Here is a 23,693-nt window from a genome sequence, read left to right as displayed (position 1 = left end):
CCATGCCGGCCCTCGACTATCCCAGCCACCTGGTCGAGGACTGGCAACTGCGCGACGGCACGCCGGTGCGCATCCGCCCGATCCGCGCGGAAGACTTCGACATGCACTCCGCCTTCGTGGCGGGGCTGTCGAACGAAACGGGCTACCACCGCCTGCTGTCGCCGCGCAAGCCGCAGCCCGACGAACTCTGGCGCATGACCCACATTGACTACGACCGCGAGCTGGCGCTGATCGCGACCACCGGAGCCGATGGCGCCGAGCAGCAGATGGGCGTGGTGCGCTATGTGCGCGGCGACACGCCGGAGACGGCAACGACGGCCGAGTTCGCCGTGGTCATCGCCGATGCCTGGCAGCACCGCGGACTGGCCGAAAAACTCATGCGCAAGCTGATCGATGCGGCCACCCAGGCCGGCGTGCGGCAGCTGGCGGACATCACCCTGTTCGACAACCTCGCGATGCTGCACCTGGCGCGCAAGCTGGGCTTCAAGGTGCAGCGCGATCCGGGCAACCCCAATGTCACGCGACTGCGGCTGATGCTCGAGGCGCCGGTGCGCTGAACCAGAGCGCCCCAAAAACAAGCCATACAGCGGCTCACGGATCGCCAACAGGCCGGCCGCCCGAGTGGCCGAAGACCTGTGCCCGCCGACGGCCGCCGGTGGCCATTGGCGGCAGACATGCACCCTTTTGGTAAAGCGCAACGCCCAAAAAAGCGGCACCAGCAAACTTAAATCTACTTCCTTATGATGCGAAACCTTTTTCCGTCGGAAGCAGAGAGCCCTGTCCATGGTCCAGCTCGCATTGCGTCGCCCGTACACCTTCATCGTCATGGCGATGCTGATCGTGCTGGCCACGCCGTTTGTCCTGGCGCGCATGGCCACGGACATCTTTCCGGAAATCAACATCCCGGTGGTCAGCGTCATCTGGAACTACACCGGCCTGCCGGCGCAGGAGATGGGCCAGCGCATTTCGGGGCAGGTCGAGCGCGGGCTGACCACGACGGTGAGCGACATCGAGCACATCGAGTCGCAGTCGCTGGCGGGCGTGTCGATCATCAAGGTGTTCTTTCAGCCCAGCGCCAACATCGAGATGGCGATCTCGCAGGTGGTGGCCTCGATGCAGGCGCAGGTGCGGCAACTGCCGCCGGGCATCACGCCGCCGCTGGTCATCAAGTATTCGGCCTCGAGCGTGCCGGTGATCCAGCTGGCGCTGTCGAGCCCCACGCGCTCTGAAAACTCGCTGTTCGACGCCACCGTCAACCAGCTTCGACCGCAGCTCATCACGGTGCCGGGCGCGGCGATTCCTTTTCCGTACGGCGGCAAGAACCGGCTGATCTCGGTCGACCTCGACACCCAGGCGCTGCAGGCGCGCGGCCTCTCGCCGGCCGACGTGGTGAACGCGGTCAATACACAGAACCTGATTCTTCCCTCGGGCACGGCCAAGTTCGGGGCCACCGAATACAACGTGCGCATGAACGGCTCGCCCGATGCCATCGCGGGCCTGAACGACCTGCCGGTGCGCACGGTGAACGGCGCCACCACCTACCTGCGCGACGTGGCCTATGTGCGCGACGGCTTCTCGCCGCAGACCAACGTGGTGCGCCAGGACGGCGTGCGCGGCGTGCTGCTGTCGGTGCTCAAGAACGGCGGTGCGTCCACGCTGGACATCGTGTCGAACATCCGCGCCATGCTGCCCATCGCGGCACAGACGATGCCCGAAGACATCAAGATCACGCCGCTGTTCGACCAGTCGGTGTTCGTCAAGGCAGCCGTGAAGGGCGTGGTGTTCGAAGCCATTCTGGCCGCTGCGCTCACCGCTGCGATGGTGCTGCTGTTTCTGGGCAACTGGCGCAGCACGCTCATCATCGGGCTGACCATTCCGCTGTCGATCCTGGCATCGATCCTAGTGCTGTATTCGCTGGGCGAAACGCTCAACCTCATGACGCTGGGCGGGCTCGCGCTGTCGGTGGGCATATTGGTGGACCAGGCGATCGTGACCATCGAGAACATCGAGCGGCACCTGCACATGGGCACGCCATTGAAGGAGGCCATCGAGGTCGGCGCGGGCGAGATCGGCTCGGCGGCTTTCGTTTCGACGCTGTGCATCTGCATCGTGTTCGTGCCGATGTTCTTTCTTTCGGGCGTGGCGCGCTTTTTGTTCGTGCCGCTGGCCGAGGCGGTGGTGTTCGCCATGATTGCCTCTTACCTGCTTTCGCGCACGCTGGTGCCGACGCTGGTGATGCTGCTGATGGGCGGCTCGCACGGCGAACACGCACCCGCCGAAGGCGCGAAGCAGAGCGCGCTGCAACGCCTGTACCGCGCGTTCGACCGCCGCTTCGAGCGCGTGCGCCGCGCCTACACGCTGGTGCTGTCGGCGGTGCTGTCCAAGCGCGCGGGCTTCATCGGCCTGTTCCTTGGCTTCTGCCTGCTGTCGTGCCTGCTCTACCCGGCGCTGGGCCGCGACTTCTTCCCGACTGTCGATGCCGGCCAGATCCGCCTGCACCTGCGCGCGCCCACCGGCACCCGCATCGAGGAAACCGCGCGCCTGACCGACCAGGTCGAGGCCGCCATCCGCGAGCTGGTGCCGCCCGACCAGCTCGAAACCATCCTGGACAACCTGGGCGTGCCCAACAGCGGCATCAACCTGTCGTACAGCAACGCCGGCACCATCGGCACCTTCGACGGCGAGCTGCTGCTGTCGCTGAAGGAAGGCCACAAGCCGACCGAGCAGCATGTGTCGCTGCTGCGGGCCGAATTGCCCAAGCGCTTTCCGGGCACGGAGTTCTTCTTCCAGCCGGCGGACATCGTCACGCAGATCCTGAACTTCGGCCTGCCCGCGGCCATCGACGTACAGTTCAGCGGCAACGACATGGCCGGCAACGCGGTTCGCGCGGCCGAACTGACCAAGGCGATCCGGCAGATTCCCGGCGCGGTCGACGCTCACGTGCACCAGCGCCTGGACGGCCCCTCGCTGAGCCTGCAGATGGACCGCACGCGGCTGCAACAATACGGACTGACCGCTTCGAACGTGGGGCAGAACGTGCTCATCGCGCTGTCGGGCAGCTCGCAGACGGCGCCCGCCTTCTGGTTGAATCCGGCGAACGGCGTGGTCTACAGCATCGCGGTGCAGACGCCGCAGTACACGGTCGATTCGCTCGACTCGCTGCTCAACATTCCGGTGGGTGCGGGCGGTGGTGCGGGCGGCGGCACAGGCGGGCCCGGCTCGCAGCAACTGCTGGGCAACCTCGTGAGCACGCAGGCCGACCGGCAGCCGGCCGTGATGTCGCGCTACAACATCGCGCCGGTGATCGACGTGTACGTGAGCGTGCAGGGCACCGACCTGGCGAGCGTGGCGTCGAAGGTGCAGAAGCTGGTCGACGAGATGCGGCCCAAGCTCTCGCGCGGCAGCCGGGTCGACGTGCGCGGGCAGGTGCAGACCATGCAGTCGTCGTTCATCGGCCTGGGCGTGGGCCTGGCGATGGCGATCGTGCTGGTGTACCTGCTGATCGTGGTCACCTTCCAGTCGTGGCTCGACGCGGCCATCATCATCACCGCCCTGCCCGCAGCGCTGGCGGGCATCGCGTGGATGCTGTTCATTACCGGCACCACGCTGAGCGTGCCCGCGCTCACGGGCGCGATCATGACCATGGGCGTGGCCACGGCCAATTCGATCCTGCTGGTGTCGTTCGCGCGCGAGCGTCTGGCCGCGGGCATTCCGCCGCTGTCGGCCGCGCTGGAAGCCGGCGCCACCCGCATCCGGCCGGTGCTGATGACGGCGCTGGCGATGATCATCGGCATGATCCCGATGGCGCTGGGCCTGGGCGAAGGCGCCGAGCAGAACGCGCCGCTGGGCCGCGCCGTGATCGGCGGGCTGATCTTCGCCACGGTGTCGACATTGTTTTTCGTGCCCGCCGTGTTCGCGGGGGTGCACAGTCGGCTTGCGCATCGCCGGGCGGCAAGCGAAGCCTCGCAGCCTCCCCAACCCCCAGCGGGCGCAACGCCCCAGGAGAACTGATTCCATGACGGAGCAACGCCACTCGGCATTGGCCATCCACCCCATCGCTGTAGAAGAAGGCGAAGGCGAGTTGCTGCGCCGACGGCAGATCGTGCGGCGCACGCGCTGGCTGGTGCTGGTCGTCCTCGTGCTGCTGGCGCTGGGCGCGACGCGCACGGTGGTCGTGCGCATCGCGAATGCGCGTGCGCTCGAAACCGGCACCACCGAGCGCGCAAAGCAGTACGTGCAGACCGCCCTGCCCCGCACGCCCACCGCCGGCCAGACGCTCGCGCTGCCGGGCACGCTGCAGGGCTTCGTGCAGTCGCCGATCTCGGCGCGCGCCAGCGGCTACCTCAAGCGCTGGACCAAGGACATCGGCAGCCGCGTCGAAAAGGGCGAGCTGCTGGCCGAGATCGAGACGCCGGAAATCGACCAGCAGCTTTCGCAGGCCGTGGCCGCGCGCGCGCAGGCCGCATCGGGCCTGGAGCTGGCACGCAGCACCGCCGACCGCTGGGAGGCGCTGCGCAAGAAGGACGTGGTCTCGCAGCAGGAACTCGACGAGCGCCGCAGCGCCGTGGCGCAAGCGATCTCGAACGTGGCCGCGGCCGATGCCAACGTGCAGCGGCTCAAGCAGACCGAAGGCTTCAAGCGCGTGGTGGCGCCCTTCGCGGGCGTCATCACGCGGCGCAACGTCGACGTGGGCGACCTGATCGACGCGGGCGCGGGCGGCGGCGCGGGCCGTGCCCTCTTCCTGCTGTCGCAGACCGATCCGCTGCGCGTGTACATCAACGTGCCGCAGGCTTATGCGCAACTCGTCAAGCCGGGCCAGCCGGTGGTCGTGACGCAGGCCGAGCTGCGCGGCCAGAACTTCAAGGGCCAGGTGGCGCGCACGGCGGGCTCGATCGACACGACCACGCGGATGATGCAGGTCGAGGTTTCATTGCCCAACAGCGACGGCGCGCTGCTGCCGGGCGCCTATGTGCAGGTGTCGTTGCCGCTGGCCGCGAGCCGCTCACTCACGGTGCCGTCGAATGCGCTGCTGTTCCGCGCCGAGGGCACGCGCATCGCGGTGGTCGATGCGCAGGGCCGCGTCGGCCTGCGGGCCGTGACGCTGGGCCGCAACTATGGCGAGAACGTCGAGGTGATCGACGGACTCGACGGCAAGGACCGCATGGTACTGAACCCCTCCGACTCGCTGGCCGAAGGCGACGTGGTGGCCATCGCGCCCGACGCGCCCGCACCGGCGGCCCCGAAGGCGCCCACGCCCAAGGCCCCCGCGTGACACCGCGCCTGCTCGCCACGGTGCTGGCCGCCCTGCTCGTGGCAGGCTGCGCGGTCGGACCCGACTACAAGGCGCCGGACACCCCGCTGCCCGTCAGCTGGAAACTGGAAGAGCCCTGGCGCGTGAGCGCACCCAACGACAGCGCCGACAAGGGCCCTTGGTGGAAGCGCTTCGGTGACCCGAAGCTCGACGCACTGCAAGAACGGGCACTGGCCGGCAGCCCCACGCTGGCAATTGCCAGCGCGCGGCTGGCACAGGCACGCGCCACGCTCGCGGGCAGTGAAGCCAGCCAGCTCCCGCAGCTCGGCCTGGGCACGCGCGCCTCGCGGCTCAAGATTTCTGCCAACCGGCCGCTGACCAGCTATGCAACCGCCAACTCGTCGACGGTGCAGAACGACTTCACGGTGTCGCTCAACGCGAGCTACGAGGTCGATCTGGCGGGGCGCGTGCGACGCACCGTCGAAGGCGCGACGGCCTCGGCCGAGCAATCGGCGGCGGACCTGGAAAACACGCGCCTGCTGCTGGGCGCCGATGTCGCCAGCAACTACTTCAACCTGCGCTCGACCGACATCGAACTCGACGTGGTCGAACGCTCCATCGGCCTGCAGCGCCGCGCGCTGGAGCTGGTCACGGCGCGCCATGACCTGGGCGCGGTGTCGGGGCTCGACGTGGCGCAGCAGCAGTCGCTGCTCGAAACCACGCTGACGCAGGTCGACGTGTTGAAGAAGCAGCGCGCGCAGTACGAGCACGCGCTCGCCACCCTCACGGGCACGCCGGCGCCGAGCTTCGCGCTGCCGGTCGACCTGCGTGCGATCAGCCCGCCGGCGGTGCCACTGGGTGTGCCTTCCGAGATCCTGCAGCGCCGGCCCGACGTGGCCTCGGCCGAGCGCGCGATGGCCGCCGCCAATGCGCAGATCGGCGTGGCCACCGCGGCCTTCTATCCGAGCTTCATGATCTCGCCGACCGTGGGCGTGGACAGCCGCCTGATCGAAAGCCTGTTCAACGGCCCCAGTCTGCTGTGGTCGGTCGGCGTGTCGGCCACGCAGGTGCTGTTCGACGGCGGCCGCGTGCGCGCGAACGTCGACTTTGCCAAGGCCGGCTATGACGTCACCGTGGGCAACTACCGCCGCACCGTGCTGACGGCGATGCAGGAAGTCGAAGACGGCATCACGGGCCTGTCGGCGCTCGACCGCGCCAACACCCAGGCCCAGTCGGCGGTGGCTGCGGCCCGCCGCGTGCTCGACATGGCGACCAGCCGCTACGAAGGCGGTGCCTCGACCTACCTCGACGTGATCACCGCGCAGCAGTCGCTGCTGACGGTGGAGCGTCAGGCCGCGCAGTTGCAAGGGCAGCGGCTGTTGACCTCGGTGTTCCTGGTAAAGGCGCTCGGTGGCGACTGGTGCGCCCCTGGTGCCGCCGCTGAATCCGGTGGCACGGCGGACGCTAGAAGAGGCTGCCCTGCCCCACAGCGCCAGGTGGTCGGAACGCGGTGAGGTCGAGCGGAATCCGCTCGCGATTGAAGCCCAGCCGGTTCGTCGCCTTCTGGAAGCGCTGGTGGATCAGGTCGGCCCACAGGCCGCTGCCCTTCATGCGCGTGGCGAAGTCTGCGTCGTAGTCCTTGCCACCGCGCATCTCGTGGATGCGCGCCATGATGCGGTCCGCACGCTGCGGGTAGTGCAACGCCAGCCACTCCTTGAAGAGCGGTGCCACCTCCCACGGCAGCCGTACCACCGTGTAGAAGGCGCGGCGCGCGCCGGCCTCCCACGCCGCTTCGAGCACGTGCTCCATGTCTTCGGTGACGAAGGGAATCTGCGGCGCCACGCTCACGCCCACCGGCACGCCGGCCTCGGCCAGCGTGCGGATGGTGCGCAGGCGCCGGTGCGGCGCGGCCGCGCGCGGCTCCAGCTTGCGGGCCAGTTCGCCGTCGAGCGTGGTGACCGTGATGTACACGGCGGCCAGGTGCTCGGCCGCCATCGGCGCGATCAGGTCGAGGTCGCGTTCGATCGCGCTCGACTTGGTGACCAGCGCGAAGGGGTGCCGCACTTCTTTCAGCAGCTCGATGACCGAACGCGTGAGCCGAAGCTCGCGTTCGATGGGCTGGTAGCAATCGGTGGCGGTGCCGATGGCGATCTGGCTCGGCCGATAGCTCTTGCGCCCGAGTTCGGCGCGCAGCACCTCGACGATGTTGCGCTTGGCGATCAGCTTGGTCTCGAAGTCGAGGCCGGGCGAGAGGTTCAGGTAGCTGTGCGTGGGCCGCGCAAAGCAGTAGATGCAGCCGTGCTCGCAGCCGCGATAGGGGTTGAGCGAGCGGTCGAAGTAGATGTCGGGCGATTCGTTTTCGGTAAGCACCGACTTCACGTCCTCGAAGCGCACCTCGGTCGCGAGGGGCATCAGCTCTTCGGCTTCGGCCGCGCCTTCTTCGAGCGTGCCCCAGCCGTCGTCGAAGGCATTGCGCTCGTCCTTCGAGAAACGGTGCGCCAGCCGCGTGGCCGCACCACGGCCCTTGATGATGTGGATGGGAACCTGGGCAGCGGGCATGGCAAATCCTTTGGAGTGGAATTTACTGTTTATTCATACAGTATTCCATCAATCCATTGGCACCATCCTGTTTTTACATTTCTCTCTTGACAGAAATTTAGGAAATCCTAGACTCACGGGCATGGAACTCACCGACATTCAACGCAAGTTCGTTCTGCACTGGGGCGAAATGGGGTCCATGTGGGGCGTCAACCGCACCGTCTCGCAGATCCACGCCCTGCTCTTCGCCCATGGCAAGCCGATGCATGCCGAAGAGCTGTCCGAGACACTGGGCGTCGCGCGCTCCAACGTCAGCAACAGCCTGAAAGAGCTGCAGGCCTGGAACCTCGTGCGCATCACCCACACCATGGGCGACCGGCGCGACTACTTCGAAACCAGCGTCGACGTGTGGGAGCTGTTCCGCACCGTCGTGCGCGAGCGCAAGGAGCGCGAGTTCGACCCCACCGTGCGCGTGCTGCGCGAGCTGGTGTCCAGCCCCGACTTCCAGAAGGAGCCGGCCGACGCGCAAGACCGCATCCGCTCCACCATGGAACTGATGGACAAGCTCGCCACCTGGGCCGACGAAATGCTGCGGCTGTCGCCCGGCACGCTCGACAAGGTGCTGACGCTGGGCGCCAGCGTGCAGCGGTTCGTGCGCGGCGATACGGCAGCCACCGACAAGAGCGGCGGCAAGGGCGACAAGGGCGATGACCCCGACGCGCACCACGCCAGCCTGCCGATGATCTGAGGCCTCTTTTTTTGCCCATTCATTTCTGTTTTGACTGAAATATCGATAACGAAGAACACCATGCCTCGCGCAGCCCTCGCCACCTATCCGCTGACCGTCTATTTCGACGCCACCTGTCCGCTCTGCGTGGCCGAGATGGGTGCGATGAAGGCACGCGATGCGGCCGGCCGGCTCGACCTTATCGACTGCTCGCCCACCGGCTTCTGCGGCGGCCCGGCCCCGCGCGAGGCACTGATGACGGCGATGCACGCGGTCGATGCCAGCGGCCGCGTGCTGTCCGGCGTCGCGGCCATCCGCGCCTGCCGCACGGCGGTGGGCCTGCCGGCTGGCGGCTTCCTGCTCGACCTGCCTGTCGTCGGGGCGTTGGCCGACCGCGCCTATGCCGGGCTCGCGCGCAACCGCTACCGGCTGCCGCGCTGGCTTGTCGCGCGGCTCGTGGGGCGCGGCGCCGTCGCACCGGCCACCTGCGCCGACGACGACAACTGCCGCGTCTGAAAAAGAACGCACGAATCACGCTGTCACACCCCCAGGGAATCACAAGAAACCAACGTCCGAAGGAGCCTCGATGCCCAACGTCTTCCAGCCCGACTTTCGCATGCCCGGTGCACCCGACGCGGCACGGCCCGCGATGGCTTCGCCGGCCCCGTCGGCGATCACCCGTGAAGACACGCAAACCTACTTCACCGAGGTTGCCGTCGACTACAGCGCCTGGAGCCCGAGCTACAACATGCACTTCGGCTTCTGGCGCGCGGGCCTCAACCCGCTGCGGCGCGAAGGCATGCTGGTGGAGATGAACCGCACGGTCGGCCGCGCGCTCAGGCTCGATGCATCGGCCAACCCCTCGCAGCGCCGCTGCGTGCTCGACCTGGGCTGCGGCGCCGGCGCCACCGCGCGCACGCTGGTCGGCGACGACCCCTCGCTCTACGCGGTCACCGTGACCAACGTGCCGGTGCAGAACGGCATCGCCGCACGGCTCGACGCCAAGGCCGGCGTGGCCGATCGCGTCGCGCACATCGAAGCCGACTACACGCGCACCGGCCTGCCGGCCGCGCAGGCCGATGGCGCCTGGGCCCTCGAAAGCGCCTGCTACGCCGAGGGCACGGCCAAGGCCGACTTCGTGCGCGAGGCCGCGCGCCTGCTGAAGCCCGGCGCACGGCTGGTGGTGGTCGACGGCTTCCTGCTGCGCAAGAAGCCCGGCCGCATCGCCGGCTGGCTGCACCGCCTGTGGGCCGACAGCTGGGCCGTGCCGACGCTGGCCATGCGCGAAGACTTCATGGCCGCGCTGCGCAACAACGGCTTCGAGGACATTCAATTCAAGTCGCTGCGCTGGCGCATCGCGCCCAGTGCGCTGCACATCCCCGTGCTGGCCACGCGCTTCACGCTCGCTGAACTCTGGAAGGCGCGCGGCCGCCTGAGCCCCTGGCGCCGCAAGCACATCGTGGCGAGCTACTGTGCGTTGGCGCTGGGCATGTTCTGGCGCGACTTCGACTACGGCATGGTGACGGCCACGCGCAGCGCCTGACAAGGAACCCCGGCACACAAGACGTCGCAGACGACACAAGCAAACGACCGAACAAGCAAGCGCATCGAGGAGAAGAAGATTCCATGAGCACCGAACCCGAAGAAACCCGGCTGTCCGAACTGGCACCGGCCACGACTGAAAACGGCGAGCCGGACGAAACACCGCGGCGCCGCATGCCCTTCGCCTGGTTCTGGCCCCTGCTGGTCGGCGCGGCGGTGGCACTGCTGCTGCGCATCGTCTTCAGCGGCGGGCCGGGCCATCGCTTCTCGCCGATGCTCGGCGCCTTCGTCTATTTCGTGCCATCACTTTGTGGCGCGGTCACTGTCTACATGGCCGAGCGCATCGAGCGGCGCAGCTGGGGCTACTACCTCTGGGCGCCCTGGGTCTCGACCGCGCTGTTCGTCACCGGCACGCTGGCGGTCTTCATCGAAGGCCTGATCTGCGCGATCGTCATCATCCCGCTGTTCGCCATCATGGGCAGCGTCGGCGGGCTGGCGATGGGCATCGTGTGCCGCATCACCAACTGGCCAAAGCCCGCGCTGTACAGCTTCGCGATGCTGCCGCTGGTGCTCGGGGCCATCGAGCCGCAACTGCCCGACCCCGACCAGTTCTCCTACACCTCGCGCACGCTCTTCATCGCCGCGCCGGCCGAGCGCGTGTGGCACGAGCTGAACGACGCGCGCGACATCCGCCCGAGCGAAGTCGGCGATGCCTGGGCCTACCGCATCGGCGTGCCGATGCCGGTGTCCGGCGTGACCGTCGATGCGCCCGAAGGCCGCGTGCGCCAGGTGCAGTGGCAAAAGAACGTGCACTTCGACGAAATCATCACCGACTGGCAGCCGGGCCGCGTGCTGAAGTGGCGCTACCGCTTCACGCCCGACTCGTTCCCCGCCGGCGCGCTCGACGACCACGTGATGATCGGCGGCCAGTACTTCGACCTGCGCGACTCCACCTACACGCTGACCCCGCGCGACGGCGGCACCGAGTTGCGCATCGATGTGTCGTGGCGCGTGAGCACGCGCTTCAACTGGTATGCGGGCCCGGTCCTGCAGTTCCTGCTTGGCGATGGCGCGGAACACATCCTGCGCTTCTACAAGGCGCGCAGCGAAAGCGCCGTGACGGCCGCGGGATGACGCGAAAGAACGTGCAGCCCGTCTTCCAGCAGGCGCTGGGGCCGGCGTGGGAGCAACTCGGCGACGTGATCCGGCGCCACTACACGATGGCGCCGTTCTCCAGCGACCACGTGTGCGTTCGCGGCACGATGCGCGAAGTCCACCACGCGCGCTGGGCCGCGCTGCTGATGCCCTTCGGCCGGCTCTTCGGCGCGCTGGTGCCCCACACCGGCACCGACGTGCCGATCGAAGTGCACTACCGCTGCCACCCCGACAACCCGCACCTGTACTGGGACCGCGTCTTCCACTTCAAGGGCCGGCCGGACTTCCACTTCCGCTCGCACATGGAGCACACGCTCGCGCAGGGCAATGAAGTGATCGAGTACGTGCGCTTCGGCATCGGCATGCGGCTCGCGGTGAGCGCCGAAGAAGGCGCGCTGGTGTTCCGCGACCTGGGCTACATCTGGCGCGTGGCCGGCCTGCGCATTCCGCTGCCGCTGGGCCTGCTGCTGGGCACGGCCTATGTGGAAGAAAGGCCCGATCCGTCCGACCCCGACCACTTCACGATGAAGATGCTGCTGCGCCACCGCTGGTTTGGCGATGTCTTCCGCTACAGCGGGCGCTTCCATCTGGCGCGCTTGGGGCCACAATGAGCGCACCATGCCGCGCCGCCCCGAAAACCTCTACGCCCAATACCACGCCCACGTCTACTTCGCTCCCGCCACGCTGGCGCAGGCCCGCGCGCTCTGCGAGCGGGCGGGCCACGAACTGATGGTGGTCGTGGGCCGCGTGCACGAGCGGCTGGTGGGCCCGCATCCGCACTGGAGCTGCCAGCTGGCCTTCGATGCCGCCGAGTTCGACCAGGTCATCGGCTGGCTCGAAGCCAACCGCGACGGCCTCGACGTCTTCGTGCACGGCGTGACGGGCGACGACTTCGCCGACCACACCGCGCATGCGATGTGGCTGGGCAATGAAAGCGTGCTCGACCTGCGAATGTTCCGCCACTAGCCCTTCTGCGGCTCTTCCCCGGCCGGCGCGCCGTGCACCTTGAAGAACCGCGCGCCCTCGACCTTCTGGCCGATCGCCTCTTCGTAGGCCGCTCGCACATCGTCGGGCTGCCCGGCCTGGCCGAAGAAATCCTTGAGGTAAGGCCCCAGCAGCGGATGCGCGGCCAGCTCGGCGCGCGGCAGGCCGTTGTGCATTTCATCGCGGCAGGCCGATGGCAGGTGCACGTCGCGGTTCTTTTCCGGATCGCGGATCAGCCCCTTGGGCTCGTGCGCCGGGTCGGCCTGCAGCGCCTCGAGTTCCTCGAAGAAGCGGCGGCGCATCATCACCACGCCCTTGTCGCTCTGGCCCAGCTTCTCGCGCGTGCGGTCAGTCACCGTGCCCTGCCCGACCCAGACCACGAAGTCCTGGTTGGCCACGTGGCTGGTGATCCAGCGGCCGGTGACCGGGTCCTTGATGGGGCCGTACCACGAGGGAATGCGCGGCTGCACATACGGCTCCTGCTCGGTCGGCACGCGGCTGAGCACCCACAGCACGCTCAGCGTGTGGTGGTCGTCGATGGGCACGCGCCATTCGAAGTGATGACCGAGGAAGAAGCCGTTGGGCCACAGCGTGACGCGGCCGGTGGTCCACATCACGTTGTCTTCGCGCTCGCCGCCGCGCAGCCGCTTGTAGACGAAGCCGTGCTCGAACTCTTCGAAGGCGAGCTTGAGGTGCGTGGGCACGTAGGGGCCTTCTTCGCCCTGCAGGCGCGTGGTCCAGTTGTTATGCGTCCACTCGAAGTGCACGGGGTCGATGGAGTTTTCCTGGCACTGGAACCAGTTGCACGGAATCTCTGCGAACACGGCCTGCGCAAAGCCATTTTTGACATTGAACAGCTCCCAGTCGGGCAAGAGCGGCGCAGGTTGCGGACCCATGTAGGCCCACAGCAGCCCGGCCTTCTCCTGCACCGGGTAGGCCTTGATTTTGGTGTTCTTGCGCATGCGCGCATCGGGGTCCAGCGTTTCCTCGAAGGGCTGGTGAATGCATTGCCCGCTCTGGTCGTATTGCCAGCCGTGGTAGCTGCAGCGCAGGCCGCATTGCTCGACGTAGCCATAGGACATGTCGGCATTGCGGTGCGGGCAGCGCCGGTCGACCAGCCCGTAGTTGCCGCTCAGGTCCTTGTAGAGCACGAGGTCTTCGCCCAGGATGCGCAACGGCTTGACGGCCTTGTCGTCGAACTCGCTTGCGCCCGCGATCGGGTGCCAGTAGCGGCGCAGGTAGTCGCCCATCGGCTTGCCGGGGCCCACTTCGGTCAGCAGGCGGTTCTTTTCTTCGCTCAGCATGTGTCGTCTCCCTTCAATCGGCGCGGATGCCGAACTCGCGCACCAGCTTGCCGAAGCGCTGGTCGTCGTCCACGATCTGCTGCGCCAGCACCGACGGCGCACCGCCGACGGGCTCGATGCCGAGCGCGGCCATCTTGGCCTGCACGTCGGGCATGCGCAGGATGTCGTTGAAGTGCCGGTTCAGCATCTGCACGACCTCGGGCTGCATGCCCTTGGGGCCGAGCAGCCCCATCCACGCGCTCACGTCCACGTCCTTGTAGCCCAGCTCGATGAGGGTGGGCACGGTGGGCATCAGCTTCGTTCGCTGCCGTTCCGCGACGGCGAGCGGCACGAGCTTGCCGGTGGCGATCTGCCCTGCCACGGCACCCGGCGTGATCCAGCCCACGCTGACATGCCCGCCCAGCGCATCGTTGACGACGGGCGCCACGCCGCGGTACGGCGCATGCGTGATCGCGACGCCGCCATCCTTGTTGAGCAGTTCACCCGCGATGTGCATCGGCGAGCCCGCGCCCGGCGTGCCGTAGGTCAGCGCCTTGCCGGCCTTCGCGTCGGCGATCAGCTGCGGTACGTTCTTGATGCCAGTCGTCGGCGAGGTCACGAGCAGCAGCGGGATGTTGCCGGTCTTCACGATGGGCGTGAAGTCTTTCACCACGTCGTGCGCCACGCCGCTGCCCACGCGCAGCACGTGCTGCGCAATGGGGAAGGTGCTGGGCGTGAACAGCAGCGTGTAGCCGTCCGCCGGCGCCTTGGCGACCCAGACGTTGCCGATCATGCCGCTCGCACCGGGCCGGTTGTCGATCAGCACGGGCTGGCCGACACGCTGCGAGAGCTTCTCGGCATAGGTGCGCGCGATGGCGTCGGTGTCGCCGCCGGCCGGATAGGCCACGACGATGGTGATGGGCTTGCTGGGCCAGGGCTGCGCGATGGCGGCACCGGCAAGCAGCAGGGCAAGACCGGCTCCAGCAGCGGCACAAACCGCGTTTCGTCGGGTGAACTTCATGTTGTCTCCTTCTGTGGGAACGACTGTGGTGGGTCGACGCACTGTAGGAACGCGGCTTTGAAGGCAGAAGATATAGTTTCACCAGGTGAACCATTTTTCTGGAGACGGCATGTCGGACATCACCGGTGCACAGAGCGTCAAGTCGATCGATGCGCTGCGTCGCGGGCTCGACGTGATGCTGGCGATCCAGCGTTCGTCGGCCGTCACGCTGTCCGAGCTGCACCGGCAGACCGGGCTGTCGAAAGCCACGCTGCTGCGCATCCTCAAGACACTGCAGCAGGCCGGATGGACCGAGCGCAGCGAACTCGACAAGCGCTACGTGCCCACGTCGGCCACGGGAGAGTCGGGGCCGGCCGTGGCATGGCGCACGCGCCTTTCGGCGCTCGCGGCGCAGTCGCGCGCCACGCTGCAGCGCGTGGTGCCGTGGCCCATCGACCTGGGCGTGCGGGACGGCACGGCCATGCTGATCCTCGATACCGACCGGCCCCGCAACGGCCTGGCGGTCAACTACCGGGTGCTGGGCTTTCGGCCGCCGATGCTGCTGTCGTCGCTGGGGCGCTGCTACCTGGCGTTCTGCCCCGAAGGCGAGCGGCGCGAGATCCTGGCGGCACTGGCGCGTTCGCCGAACGACTTCGACCGCAATGCACGGCGGCCGGAGAACGTCCGCCGCATGGTGGCGCATGCGCGCGACCTCGGGTACGTCGCGCGCGATCCGACCTCGACGCGCATGGACTCACCCGACCGCTTCGGTGCGGTCTCGGTGCCGGTGCGTCTTGGCGACCTCGTCGTGGGGTGCCTGAGCTGCGCGTGGCTGCCGGCGGTAAAGAGCGAGCGCGAGATCGTGGCGGCGCATCTGGCCGACCTGCAGCGGGCGGCGCAGGGCATCGAGCGCAAGCTGCAGCAGGCCGGCTTCGGGCCGCCGCCTGCCTGAGGCTTGCAGCTTGGGGCTTGAGAAGGCCTTCTGGCCTACTAGAACTCCGCGTCGAGTTCGTCGATCTCTTCGGGTTCCTGCTTCGCGGCGGCCACCCACTCCTGCATGGGCGGCAGTTCCATCACGCGCTTGCAGTAGGCGGCGCAAGTGCTGTCGAGCGCCACGTCGTAGCTCAGGAAGCGCGTGACGACCGGCGCGTACATCGCGTCGGCCATGCCCGGCTGCTTGCCGAACAGGAAAGGCCCGCCATAGGCCTTGAGGCATTCGCGCCAGATCGCGACGATGCGGTCGATGTCGGCCTGCGCGCGCGACCACACCTTGAAGTTCTTGAAATGCGCCTTGATGTTCATCGGCAGCGCGCCGCGCATCGAGCTGAAGCCGGAGTGCATCTCGCCGCAGATCGCGCGGCAATGGGCGCGGGCCGCCACGTCGGCCGGCAGCAGCCCGGCCTTGGGCTTGATCTCGTTGAGGTACTCGCCGATGGCCAGCGTGTCCCACACCTTCACGCTGCCGTGCTGCAGCGAAGGCACCAGCATCGACGACGACAGCAGCAGCATCTCGGCCTTCATGGCCGGGTCGTCGGGGGGAATGACCTTCTCGCTGAAGTCCAGCCCGGCCAGCCTGCACATCAGCCAGCCGCGCAGTGCCCACGCGCCGTAGTTCTTGCTGCTGATGGTGAGAACGGGTTTGGCCATCCTGAAGCTCCTTGACGATGTGGGCCTGCGTGCAAGCGCCATGCCACCCGGCTGGCCCGCAACTTGCCTGCACCCCTTGCATGCTGTACCGGGCCTACCAGAACCAAGCCGACATGCTTTCGCCATCGCGGCTCGCGGCGCAGTACCTCGGCCAGGCCCTCTGGAAAGAGGGCACCGAGCGCACCATCATGCGGCGCATGGCCGCCCAGTTCGAGGTGTTCTCGCGCATGCGGCTGACCCATTCAAGGCCGCCCTACGGTATCGACGCCGTGGTGGTCGATGGCGCGCAAGTGGCTGTCCATGAAGAGAAAACCCTGGTCTCGCCTTTCGGTACGCTGTTGCATTTCCGCAAGGACACCCAGGCCGTGCACCCGCCTGTGCTGCTGGTTGCACCACTCTCGGGCCATTTCGCGACCTTGCTGCGCGAAACCGTGCGCACCCTGCTGCGCGACCACGACGTGTACCTGACCGACTGGCACAACGCGCGCGACGTGCCGCTATGGCATGGCGGCTTCAGCCTCGACGACTACACGCTGCAGCTCATCCGCTTTCTCGAAGCCATCGGCCCCGGTGGCCACATGGTCGCGGTGTGCCAGCCCTGCGTGGCCGCGCTCGCCGCCACGGCCCTCATGGCGGAAGACGACAACCCCGCCACGCCGCGCAGCCTCACGCTCATGGCCGGCCCGGTCGATTGCCGCATCAACCCGACGGGCGTGAACACGCTGGCCACCAGCAAGCCCATCGAATGGTTCCGGCGCAACCTCATCAGCCACGTGCCATGGCCACATGCGGGCGTGATGCGGCGCGTGTACCCCGGCTTCCTGCAGCTTGCGGCCTTCATGAGCATGAACCCCGAGCGCCACAAGAAGCAGTTCCAGGACATGCTCACGCACCTTGTCGAAGGCGACATCGAGAAGGCCCGCACCATCGGCACCTTCTACGACGAATACCTCGCGGTGAACGACCTGCCCGCCGAGTTCTACCTGGAGACCATCGAGCGCGTCTTCCAGACCTACGACCTGCCGCGCGGCGTGCTCACCGTGGGCGACCGCACCGTGAAACCCGCCGCCATCCGCCGCACCGCGCTGCTGACGGTGGAAGGCGAACGCGACGACATCTGCGCGGTCGGCCAGACGGTGGCGGCGCAAGACCTCTGCACCGGCATCCGGCCTTACCTCAAGACCCACCACCTGCAGGCCGGCGTGGGCCACTACGGCGTGTTCAGCGGCAGCAAGTGGAATGCGCAGATCTATCCACGGGTACGCGAAACCATTCACGCCGCGGCCGAGCTGCACTGAGGCCACGGCCTCCTTCATTCGATCTGCCAATCTGGCAGAGGGTGCGGGGCCTTTGATTGCAGACAGGCGTGGGCCTTCCTACACTCGGGGCCCATGCAACGCAAGGCTTTCATCCGCAGCAAGAACCGCTCTCCGGTCGACCTCGAGTCGCTGGCATCGAGCGAATCGCGCGCGGCCGCGCAGGCGGCGGTGATGGCAGGGTCAGAGCTGACCCTCGCACATCCCTGAGCCCGGCGGTCAGCCTCCCCCTTTACAGCGCCATCCACCGACCGCCGGGCCACCACAGCCCCGCGCGGTAGCACCCGCCCGCCCCTCGCGACGGGTTGCCCTCGCGCACGGCACGGTCGCGCTCTCGCCCTCCGATCTTCCGGCTCGCCGCCGCAGCACCGCTGTGGCCGTGCGGCCTGCTTTCTCCTGCGGAAGGAACAGAAGCATGCATATCCAATCCATCCTCGCGATCACCGACCTGTCCGCGCGGGGCCATCGCACGGTTCGACGCGCGGCATCGATTGCCGCGGCGCACGGCGCGCTGCTGAAAATCATGTACGCGCCCATGGCATTCGCCGGCGCCACCGAAACGGGCGCGCATGCCGCGCGCCATCTGGCGGGGCTCGCCATCGAGATGGCCGAAGGCTTCGGCATCCTCGTCAAGAAGGTCGACGACCTGAGCGGCCGCCTCGAAGCCATCGCGCAGGAGGCACGCTGGTGCGACCTGCTGGTGGTCGGCGACGCACGCGACCCTTGCACGCTCGCCGTCTTTCACGGACAGCCCGTGGCGCGATTGCTGCGCGCCGTGCGCAAGCCGGTCCTGGTCGCGCGCCTCGATGCGGCCACGCGCTACCGGCGGATTCTGGTGGCGGTCGACCTCACGGATGCATCGAGGCATCTGGTCGAGCTGGCCTGGGCCTTCGACGACACCGCCGAGGTCGAGCTCTTTCACGCGCTCAACACCTTGCACGAGGGCAAGCTGCGCTACGCGGACGTGTCCGACTACACCATCAAGTCGCTGCGCCACGCCTGCGCACGGCATGCGCGCGAGCGGATGCTGTCGCTGTCCGACTCGTCGACGGCGCGGCGCAACCGCGTCGTCTCCGCGATCGGCCAGGGCGACCCGGCACGACAGGCGACCGTTCAGCAGCAGTACTCGAAGGCGGAGCTTCTGGTGGTCGGCAAGCACGGGCACTCGGCCATCGCCGACTTCGTGTTCGGCAGCGTGGCGCAGCGCGTGCTGAAGTGGTCTGTGAGCGATGTTCTGGTCGTGCCGCGTGGCAGCGGCTTTTCATTGCCCGCCCATGCGGAACCGGCAACGCAGGGTGCGTTGCCGCCGGCCTTGAGGCAGTGAGGGCAGCATGGTATTTGCATTGCCCCTCTTCGCCTCGCGCCCCTTTCGGATCATGCGGCCGGCCGAGCTGCGCATCGACGTCGATCCCAGCAAAGGCCGGCCGAGCGAGCCACTCACGCCCGTCCACGAACGCATGCGCGCGCTGGAAGATCGCCTGCGGCCGCTGCACCTGCCGGCGCAGAACGCCCCCGACCTGCGCGCCCGCTACCGCGAAGCGGATGGCGAGCTGTATGTCTACATCGAAGACATCCGCCACGAACGCCTCGTCGGCTACACCGTGTTCAACCGGTTGATCGAACTGGGCCGCAGGGCCGACCGCCACATCAGGGCACCGCACTCCCAGTACGACCCGGCTTATCAGCGGCGGGGACTCGCCACGGCGGTGTATCGCTGGGCGCTCGGCAGCGGCATCTGCCTGATGAGCGGCGCACGGCAATCACCGGGGGCCAATGCGCTTTGGCAGCGCCTTGCCCGCAGCCACGAGGCAGGGTTCGTCGACTTGCGCGACAAGCGCCTGACTTACCTCGGGGCGGAGATCGACGACGCGACGCTCGGCGAACTCCACACGCGGATGTTTCTGCTCGGCAACGGCTGGACGCTGGCGCGGTTCGGGCAGGAGGTGCAGATGACCTGAACCATCCAGGGCAGCCTATCGCTTCGCTCGCATCCCCTTACTCACACGTCGCACAACGGCCTCCCCCGCCTGCGGCAACCGCTCGCGCAGAAAGGCGATCAGCTCCTGCGCCACCACGTTGCGCATCGGCCCCGGCAGGTAGGCGAGCACCACGCGGCGTTCGACGCGTGGCTTCAGCAGCGGGACAACCACCAGTTCCGGGTCGCGCAGCGAGGACGTGTACAGGCGCGGCATCAGCCCAAGGGCCTGCCCGCTGCGCACCAATGCGTAAAGAGTTTCGGAATAGCTCACGCGATAAGGCTCCGCGCCCTGCGCGAACTGGGCGCGCGCCGGATTGCCCAGCGCCGGCATGCTGCCGCTTTCGAACAGCACCAGCCGCTCCTTGCCGATGGCCTCCCAGTTCGCATCGCCGGCTGCGGCCAGCGGGTGATCGCGTCGCACCACCAGCACGAGCGGATCGCGAAAGAGGTCGATGCAGGTCAGGCCGCCCGGCGGCTCGGTGATGGCGGCCACCGCCATGTCGAGCTGGCCGCTGCGCAGTTCGGCGAGCAGCGTGGTCGATGGCGCATCGCGCCAGGCCAGTTCCACATCGCGCTGGCCGTTCTTGAGAAATTCGCTGGCCTCTGCGGCGACGCGCGCGCTGGCCGAGGGAATCACGCCAATGCGCACGAAGGCGCGGCCGCGTTGCACCGTGCTCTCGATGTCGCGCAGCGCCACCTCGAAGGTGTTGACGAGGAAGTCGGTGCGCGCGAGCACTTCGGCGCCCACGGGCGTGAGTTCGAGCCGATGGGTGGAGCGGGTGAGCAGCTCGGCACCGAGCAGCTTTTCCATCTGCTTGATGGCATTGCTCAAGGCCGGCTGCGTGATCGCCAGCCGTCGCGCGGCGCGCCCGAACTGGCCTTCTTCGACCAGCACCGAGAAGAACTGCAGCTGGCGCAGCGTGAGCGCACGCAGGGGCAAGGTGGCCATGGGCGTTGTTCCGGTTGCCGGCTCTGGTTATTGATTCAGTGAATCAAATTATAGAAATTCAAAATTTTCCTTATACGGCCCCGATCCCTAGACTGGTCAGCATGACCAGCAGCGCCGCCCCCACCTCTGCACCCTACACGCTGGAATCGATGCTGCATGCGATTCCCAAGGTCGAGTTGCACTGCCATCTGTTCGGCACCGTGCGCCACGAGACCTTCAAGCAACTCAACCTGCGCGCCGGCGCGCCGCTGGCGGCCGACGAGATCGAGAGCTTCTACACGCGCGGCGAAAAACCGGTGGGCGTGCTGCGCGTGCTGCGTGCGCTCGACGCGCAACTGGTGCGCGGCGCCGGCGACCTCTACCAGCTCACACTCGAGTACCTGCAGGACGCGGCCTCGCACAACGTGCGCTATGCCGAGTTCTTCTGGAACCCGACCGGCACGGTGCACGGCTCCGGCATCCCCTACGCCATGGCACAGGGCGCCATCGTTCGCGCGATCCACGATGCGCAGCAGGAGTTCGGCATCGTCGGCCGGCTCATCGCCGCCATCGACCGCGAGGCCAGCGCCGAGGCGGCCGTGGAAATGGTCGAGTGGGTCAAGGCCCACCGTTGCGACGAAGTGATCGGCATCGGCATCGACTACCGCGAGAACGACCGGCCGCCCGAGCTGTTCACGCAGGCCTATGCCGATGCGAAGAAAGCAGGACTCAAGACCACAGCGCATGCCGGCGAGTTCGGCATGCCCTGGACCAACGTGCGCACCGCGCTCGACGTGCTGCAGGTGGACCGCATCGACCACGGCTACACGGTGGTCGACCAGCCCGACTTCGCGCGCCAGTGCGCCGAGCGCGGCGTGATCTTCACGGTGGTGCCCACCAACTCCTACTACCTGCGCACGCTGCCGCCCGAGCGCTGGGCGCTCGACCATCCGATCCGCAAGATGCCCGGCCTGGGCCTGCGCATCCACCCCAATACGGACGACCCGACACTGCACAAGGTCACGCCCACAAAGGCCTGGCTGATGATGGTGCGCGACTTCGGCTTCAACCTCGACGACCTGCGCGGCTTCATGCACAACGGCCTGGACGGCGCGTGGATCGACGACACGCAACGCCGCGCCTGGCGCACGCAGTGGAGCGAGGCCTTCGACACGCTGCGCGCCCGCCTCGACACAGAACCCACTTCCTCTCCTCTTTGATTGCCCACGCCATGAATACGCCCCGCCGTCTGCTCCTCGCCGCTGCGCTCTGCGCTGCCCTGCCCACAGTTGCTCTCGCGCAAGCATGGCCCGCCGCCAAGCCCATCACGCTGATCGTTCCCTACACCGCCGGCGGCAGCGTGGACGTGAACGCCCGGCTCGTCGCCCAGCGGCTCGGCGAACGACTCAAGCAGTCGGTGGTGATCGAGAACGTGAGCGGCGCGGGCGGCGCCATCGGCGTGGCCAAGGCGGTGAATGCCACGCCCGACGGCTACACGCTGGTGGTGGGCCCCGACAGCGCCATCGCCATCGGCAAGCTGGTCAACCCGACCGCCTTCCGCTTCGATCCGCTGAAAGACCTGGCACCGGTCGGCCTGCTCAACACCGCGCCGATGGTGCTGGTCGCGCGGCCCGGCCTCGAAGCCCAGACTTTCACCGACTTCGTGAAGCTCGCGAAGGCCAAGCCCGGCCGGTACAACTACGCGACCTCGGGCGTGGGCACCGTGCTGCAACTGGCGATGGAGTTGCTGAAGGAACGCAGCGGCATCTTCGTGACGCACGTGCCCTACCGCGGCGGTGCGCAGATCGCCACCGACGTGATCGGCGACCAGGTCGACCTGGCGATGCTGGTGAGCACCAGCGCCATTCCGCATGTGAACGGCAAGCGGCTGAAGGCGCTGGGCATCACCAGCAGCAAGCGGCTGGCCGCGCTGCCCAACGTGCCCACCTTCGACGAGATGCCTGGCCTGAAGGGCTTCGACATGGTGAGCTGGACCGGCGTTTTCGCGCCTGCGAAGACGCCGCCGGCCGTGGTCGCGCAGATCAACCACGAGCTGAACGCGGTGCTGCAGGAAGAAGGCGTGCGCAGCAAGCTGATGGAGCAAGGTGCGTTGCCGGGCAGCGGCACGCCCGAGTCTTTCGCGAAGTTCGTGCAGGCCGAGTACGCACGCAACCAGAAGATCGTGCAGACCGCCAACATCAAGGAGTGAACGTGCGATGAATACCTTCTTGCTGTCCCGCCGCGCGCTGGTCGCTTCCGCCGCCGCCGGCCTGGCCGGCATGGCTTTCGCGCAAGCCAACAGCCCGGCCGCGCTGGCACAGGCCATGGCCGGCACGCCGGCCACGCAACTGCCGCCCGCGGCACCGGGCAAGCGACAGGTCATCATCGACACCGACCCCGGCCAGGACGACGCCATCGCGCTGCTGATGGCCATGGCCGCGACCGACAAGCTCGACATCTTGGCGCTGACCGTGAGCGTGGGCAACCTGCCGCTCAGCGTGACCGAGAAAAACGCGCGCATCGTGCGCGACTGGGCCAACCGGCCCGACATTCCGATCTATGCGGGCTACCCGCGCCCGCTGGTGCGCGAGCCGATCTTTGCCGACGACGTGCACGGCAAGACCGGCATGGAAGGCCCGACGCTGCACGAGCCACGCGGCCCGCTCATGCCGACGCATGCGGTGCAGTACCTGATCGAAACGCTGCGCGCCGCCGCGCCCAAGAGCATCACGCTGGTCGGCCTGGCGCCGCTCACCAACTTCGCGGCCGCCCTCAACGCGGCGCCCGACATCAAGCCCGCCATTGCCGAGATCGTGGTGATGGACGGTTCGTGGGGCGTGGGCGGCAACATCACGCCGGCGGCCACCTTCAACATCTACGCCGACCCCGAGGCGGCATCGATCGTGTTCCGCAGCGGCGTGCCGGTGACGGCCTTGTCGCACGACGCGGCGCGCCGCGTGCTGCTGACGCCCGAGTGCATCGTGCCCTTCCGCGCCATGGGCAACAACGCCGGCAAGGTGGTGGCCGACATCTTCGATTCGATGATGGCCTACGGCCTGCGCCGCCGGGGCATGGCGGTCGGGCCGATCTACGACCCGTGCGTCATCGCCTATCTGCTGCAGCCCGAGCTGTTCAAGGGCGCGAAGGTGAGCGTGGATGTGGAAACGAAGGGGGAGTTCACGACCGGCGCGACGGTGGTCGACTTTCGCGGCTACAACCGCCGCACGCCCAACACGCTGTGGATCAGCGAGGCCGATGCCGAGGGCTTCTACGCGCTGCTGCGCACGCAGATCGCGCGACTGCCCTGAGCGAGCGGGCCGCCGCGCCTTTGCCGGGCCCGCAAG

Annotated in this window: 23 protein-coding genes; 18 read left to right on the top strand and 5 right to left on the bottom strand. The window is 67.8% G+C overall.

The genetic code is table 11. The features are described from left to right. The first annotated feature begins 2 nt into the window (after positions 1-2). The 4 genes from BLQ28_RS01985 to BLQ28_RS01970 all read left to right on the top strand — a co-directional run bounded on the left by BLQ28_RS01985 (position 3) and on the right by BLQ28_RS01970 (position 6,765). Positions 3-557: a GNAT family N-acetyltransferase gene (locus BLQ28_RS01985; protein ID WP_093236885.1), complete on the top strand. Its 555-nt coding sequence runs from the start codon at positions 3-5 to the stop codon at positions 555-557. Positions 558-777: 220 nt separating this feature from the next. Further along, entirely contained in the window at positions 778-4,011 is a 3,234-nt protein-coding gene (locus BLQ28_RS01980) for an efflux RND transporter permease subunit (RefSeq protein WP_093236884.1), read from the top strand. Positions 4,012-4,015: 4 nt separating this feature from the next. Next, positions 4,016-5,272, top strand: a complete 1,257-nt coding sequence (locus BLQ28_RS01975; RefSeq protein WP_093236883.1) for an efflux RND transporter periplasmic adaptor subunit — start codon at positions 4,016-4,018, stop codon at positions 5,270-5,272. After that, positions 5,269-6,765, top strand: a complete 1,497-nt coding sequence (locus BLQ28_RS01970) for an efflux transporter outer membrane subunit (protein ID WP_093236882.1) — start codon at positions 5,269-5,271, stop codon at positions 6,763-6,765. Before BLQ28_RS01975 ends, BLQ28_RS01970 begins: the two co-directional genes overlap by 4 nt. On the opposite strand, the gene BLQ28_RS01965 is transcribed toward BLQ28_RS01970, so the two are convergent. After that, on the bottom strand, positions 6,716-7,810 hold the full coding sequence (locus BLQ28_RS01965; RefSeq protein ID WP_093236881.1) for a PA0069 family radical SAM protein: 1,095 nt from the start codon (positions 7,808-7,810) through the stop codon (positions 6,716-6,718). The two genes, BLQ28_RS01970 and BLQ28_RS01965, sit on opposite strands and share 50 nt — an antisense overlap. 121 nt (positions 7,811-7,931) lie before the next feature. On the opposite strand from BLQ28_RS01965, the gene BLQ28_RS01960 reads away from it, so the two are divergent. The 6 genes from BLQ28_RS01960 (at position 7,932) to BLQ28_RS01935 (ending at position 12,179) form a co-directional block, all read left to right on the top strand. Continuing rightward, positions 7,932-8,537 carry a GbsR/MarR family transcriptional regulator gene (locus BLQ28_RS01960; protein WP_093236880.1) on the top strand — a complete coding sequence of 202 codons (606 nt, stop codon included), beginning with the start codon at positions 7,932-7,934 and terminating at the stop codon, positions 8,535-8,537. A gap of 60 nt (positions 8,538-8,597) precedes the next feature. Then, complete coding sequence (locus BLQ28_RS01955; RefSeq protein WP_093236879.1) at positions 8,598-9,032, top strand: thiol-disulfide oxidoreductase DCC family protein; 435 nt, start codon at positions 8,598-8,600, stop codon at positions 9,030-9,032. Positions 9,033-9,102: 70 nt separating this feature from the next. Further along, positions 9,103-10,059: a class I SAM-dependent methyltransferase gene (locus BLQ28_RS01950; protein ID WP_093236878.1), complete on the top strand. Its 957-nt coding sequence runs from the start codon at positions 9,103-9,105 to the stop codon at positions 10,057-10,059. A gap of 83 nt (positions 10,060-10,142) precedes the next feature. Then, positions 10,143-11,192: an SRPBCC family protein gene (locus BLQ28_RS01945; RefSeq protein ID WP_093236877.1), complete on the top strand. Its 1,050-nt coding sequence runs from the start codon at positions 10,143-10,145 to the stop codon at positions 11,190-11,192. Beyond that, entirely contained in the window at positions 11,189-11,824 is a 636-nt protein-coding gene (locus tag BLQ28_RS01940) for a DUF4166 domain-containing protein (RefSeq protein ID WP_093236876.1), read from the top strand. The genes BLQ28_RS01945 and BLQ28_RS01940 overlap by 4 nt, the downstream gene beginning before the upstream one ends. Before the next feature lie 7 nt (positions 11,825-11,831). Next, positions 11,832-12,179 carry a DOPA 4,5-dioxygenase family protein gene (locus tag BLQ28_RS01935; protein WP_093236875.1) on the top strand — a complete coding sequence of 116 codons (348 nt, stop codon included), beginning with the start codon at positions 11,832-11,834 and terminating at the stop codon, positions 12,177-12,179. On the opposite strand, the gene BLQ28_RS01930 is transcribed toward BLQ28_RS01935, so the two are convergent. Next, positions 12,176-13,501 carry an aromatic ring-hydroxylating oxygenase subunit alpha gene (locus BLQ28_RS01930; RefSeq protein ID WP_093236874.1) on the bottom strand — a complete coding sequence of 442 codons (1,326 nt, stop codon included), beginning with the start codon at positions 13,499-13,501 and terminating at the stop codon, positions 12,176-12,178. The two genes, BLQ28_RS01935 and BLQ28_RS01930, sit on opposite strands and share 4 nt — an antisense overlap. 13 nt (positions 13,502-13,514) lie before the next feature. After that, a complete protein-coding gene (locus BLQ28_RS01925; RefSeq protein WP_093236873.1) occupies positions 13,515-14,501 on the bottom strand; it encodes a Bug family tripartite tricarboxylate transporter substrate binding protein in 987 nt (328 codons plus the stop codon). A gap of 109 nt (positions 14,502-14,610) precedes the next feature. Between BLQ28_RS01925 and BLQ28_RS01920 the strand changes: the two genes are divergently transcribed. Next, complete coding sequence (locus BLQ28_RS01920) at positions 14,611-15,432, top strand: helix-turn-helix domain-containing protein (RefSeq protein ID WP_093236872.1); 822 nt, start codon at positions 14,611-14,613, stop codon at positions 15,430-15,432. A 38-nt stretch (positions 15,433-15,470) separates the two neighbouring features. On the opposite strand, the gene BLQ28_RS01915 is transcribed toward BLQ28_RS01920, so the two are convergent. Further along, on the bottom strand, positions 15,471-16,127 hold the full coding sequence (locus BLQ28_RS01915; RefSeq protein ID WP_093236871.1) for a glutathione S-transferase: 657 nt from the start codon (positions 16,125-16,127) through the stop codon (positions 15,471-15,473). A gap of 80 nt (positions 16,128-16,207) precedes the next feature. Between BLQ28_RS01915 and BLQ28_RS01910 the strand changes: the two genes are divergently transcribed. From BLQ28_RS01910 to BLQ28_RS01900, 4 genes are all read left to right on the top strand, one after another. Beyond that, positions 16,208-17,425: a polyhydroxyalkanoate depolymerase gene (locus tag BLQ28_RS01910; RefSeq protein WP_093236870.1), complete on the top strand. Its 1,218-nt coding sequence runs from the start codon at positions 16,208-16,210 to the stop codon at positions 17,423-17,425. A 93-nt stretch (positions 17,426-17,518) separates the two neighbouring features. Beyond that, complete coding sequence (locus BLQ28_RS33185) at positions 17,519-17,653, top strand: hypothetical protein (RefSeq protein WP_256327138.1); 135 nt, start codon at positions 17,519-17,521, stop codon at positions 17,651-17,653. A gap of 205 nt (positions 17,654-17,858) precedes the next feature. Then, a complete protein-coding gene (locus tag BLQ28_RS01905) occupies positions 17,859-18,767 on the top strand; it encodes a universal stress protein (RefSeq protein WP_093236869.1) in 909 nt (302 codons plus the stop codon). A 7-nt stretch (positions 18,768-18,774) separates the two neighbouring features. Beyond that, complete coding sequence (locus tag BLQ28_RS01900) at positions 18,775-19,401, top strand: N-acetyltransferase (RefSeq protein WP_093236868.1); 627 nt, start codon at positions 18,775-18,777, stop codon at positions 19,399-19,401. Between the two features lie 15 nt (positions 19,402-19,416). Here the strand turns inward: BLQ28_RS01900 and BLQ28_RS01895 are convergent, their stop codons facing one another. Then, positions 19,417-20,370 (bottom strand): LysR family transcriptional regulator, encoded by a 954-nt coding sequence (locus BLQ28_RS01895; RefSeq protein WP_093236867.1) that lies wholly within the window; start codon positions 20,368-20,370, stop codon positions 19,417-19,419. Positions 20,371-20,471: 101 nt separating this feature from the next. Between BLQ28_RS01895 and BLQ28_RS01890 the strand changes: the two genes are divergently transcribed. From BLQ28_RS01890 to BLQ28_RS01880, 3 genes are read left to right on the top strand one after another with little or no spacing between them, the layout of a single operon-like run. Beyond that, on the top strand, positions 20,472-21,569 hold the full coding sequence (locus tag BLQ28_RS01890) for an adenosine deaminase family protein (RefSeq protein ID WP_176800989.1): 1,098 nt from the start codon (positions 20,472-20,474) through the stop codon (positions 21,567-21,569). 11 nt (positions 21,570-21,580) lie between these two features. Beyond that, positions 21,581-22,558 carry a Bug family tripartite tricarboxylate transporter substrate binding protein gene (locus BLQ28_RS01885; RefSeq protein ID WP_093236865.1) on the top strand — a complete coding sequence of 326 codons (978 nt, stop codon included), beginning with the start codon at positions 21,581-21,583 and terminating at the stop codon, positions 22,556-22,558. Between the two features lie 7 nt (positions 22,559-22,565). Then, complete coding sequence (locus BLQ28_RS01880; RefSeq protein WP_093236864.1) at positions 22,566-23,657, top strand: nucleoside hydrolase; 1,092 nt, start codon at positions 22,566-22,568, stop codon at positions 23,655-23,657. The last annotated feature ends 36 nt before the right edge of the window (positions 23,658-23,693 follow it).

It is taken from the genome of Variovorax sp. EL159 (genome assembly GCF_900100965.1).
GTDB lineage: Bacteria > Pseudomonadota > Gammaproteobacteria > Burkholderiales > Burkholderiaceae_C > Variovorax.
This window is presented reverse-complemented; position numbering and strand designations above follow the sequence as displayed.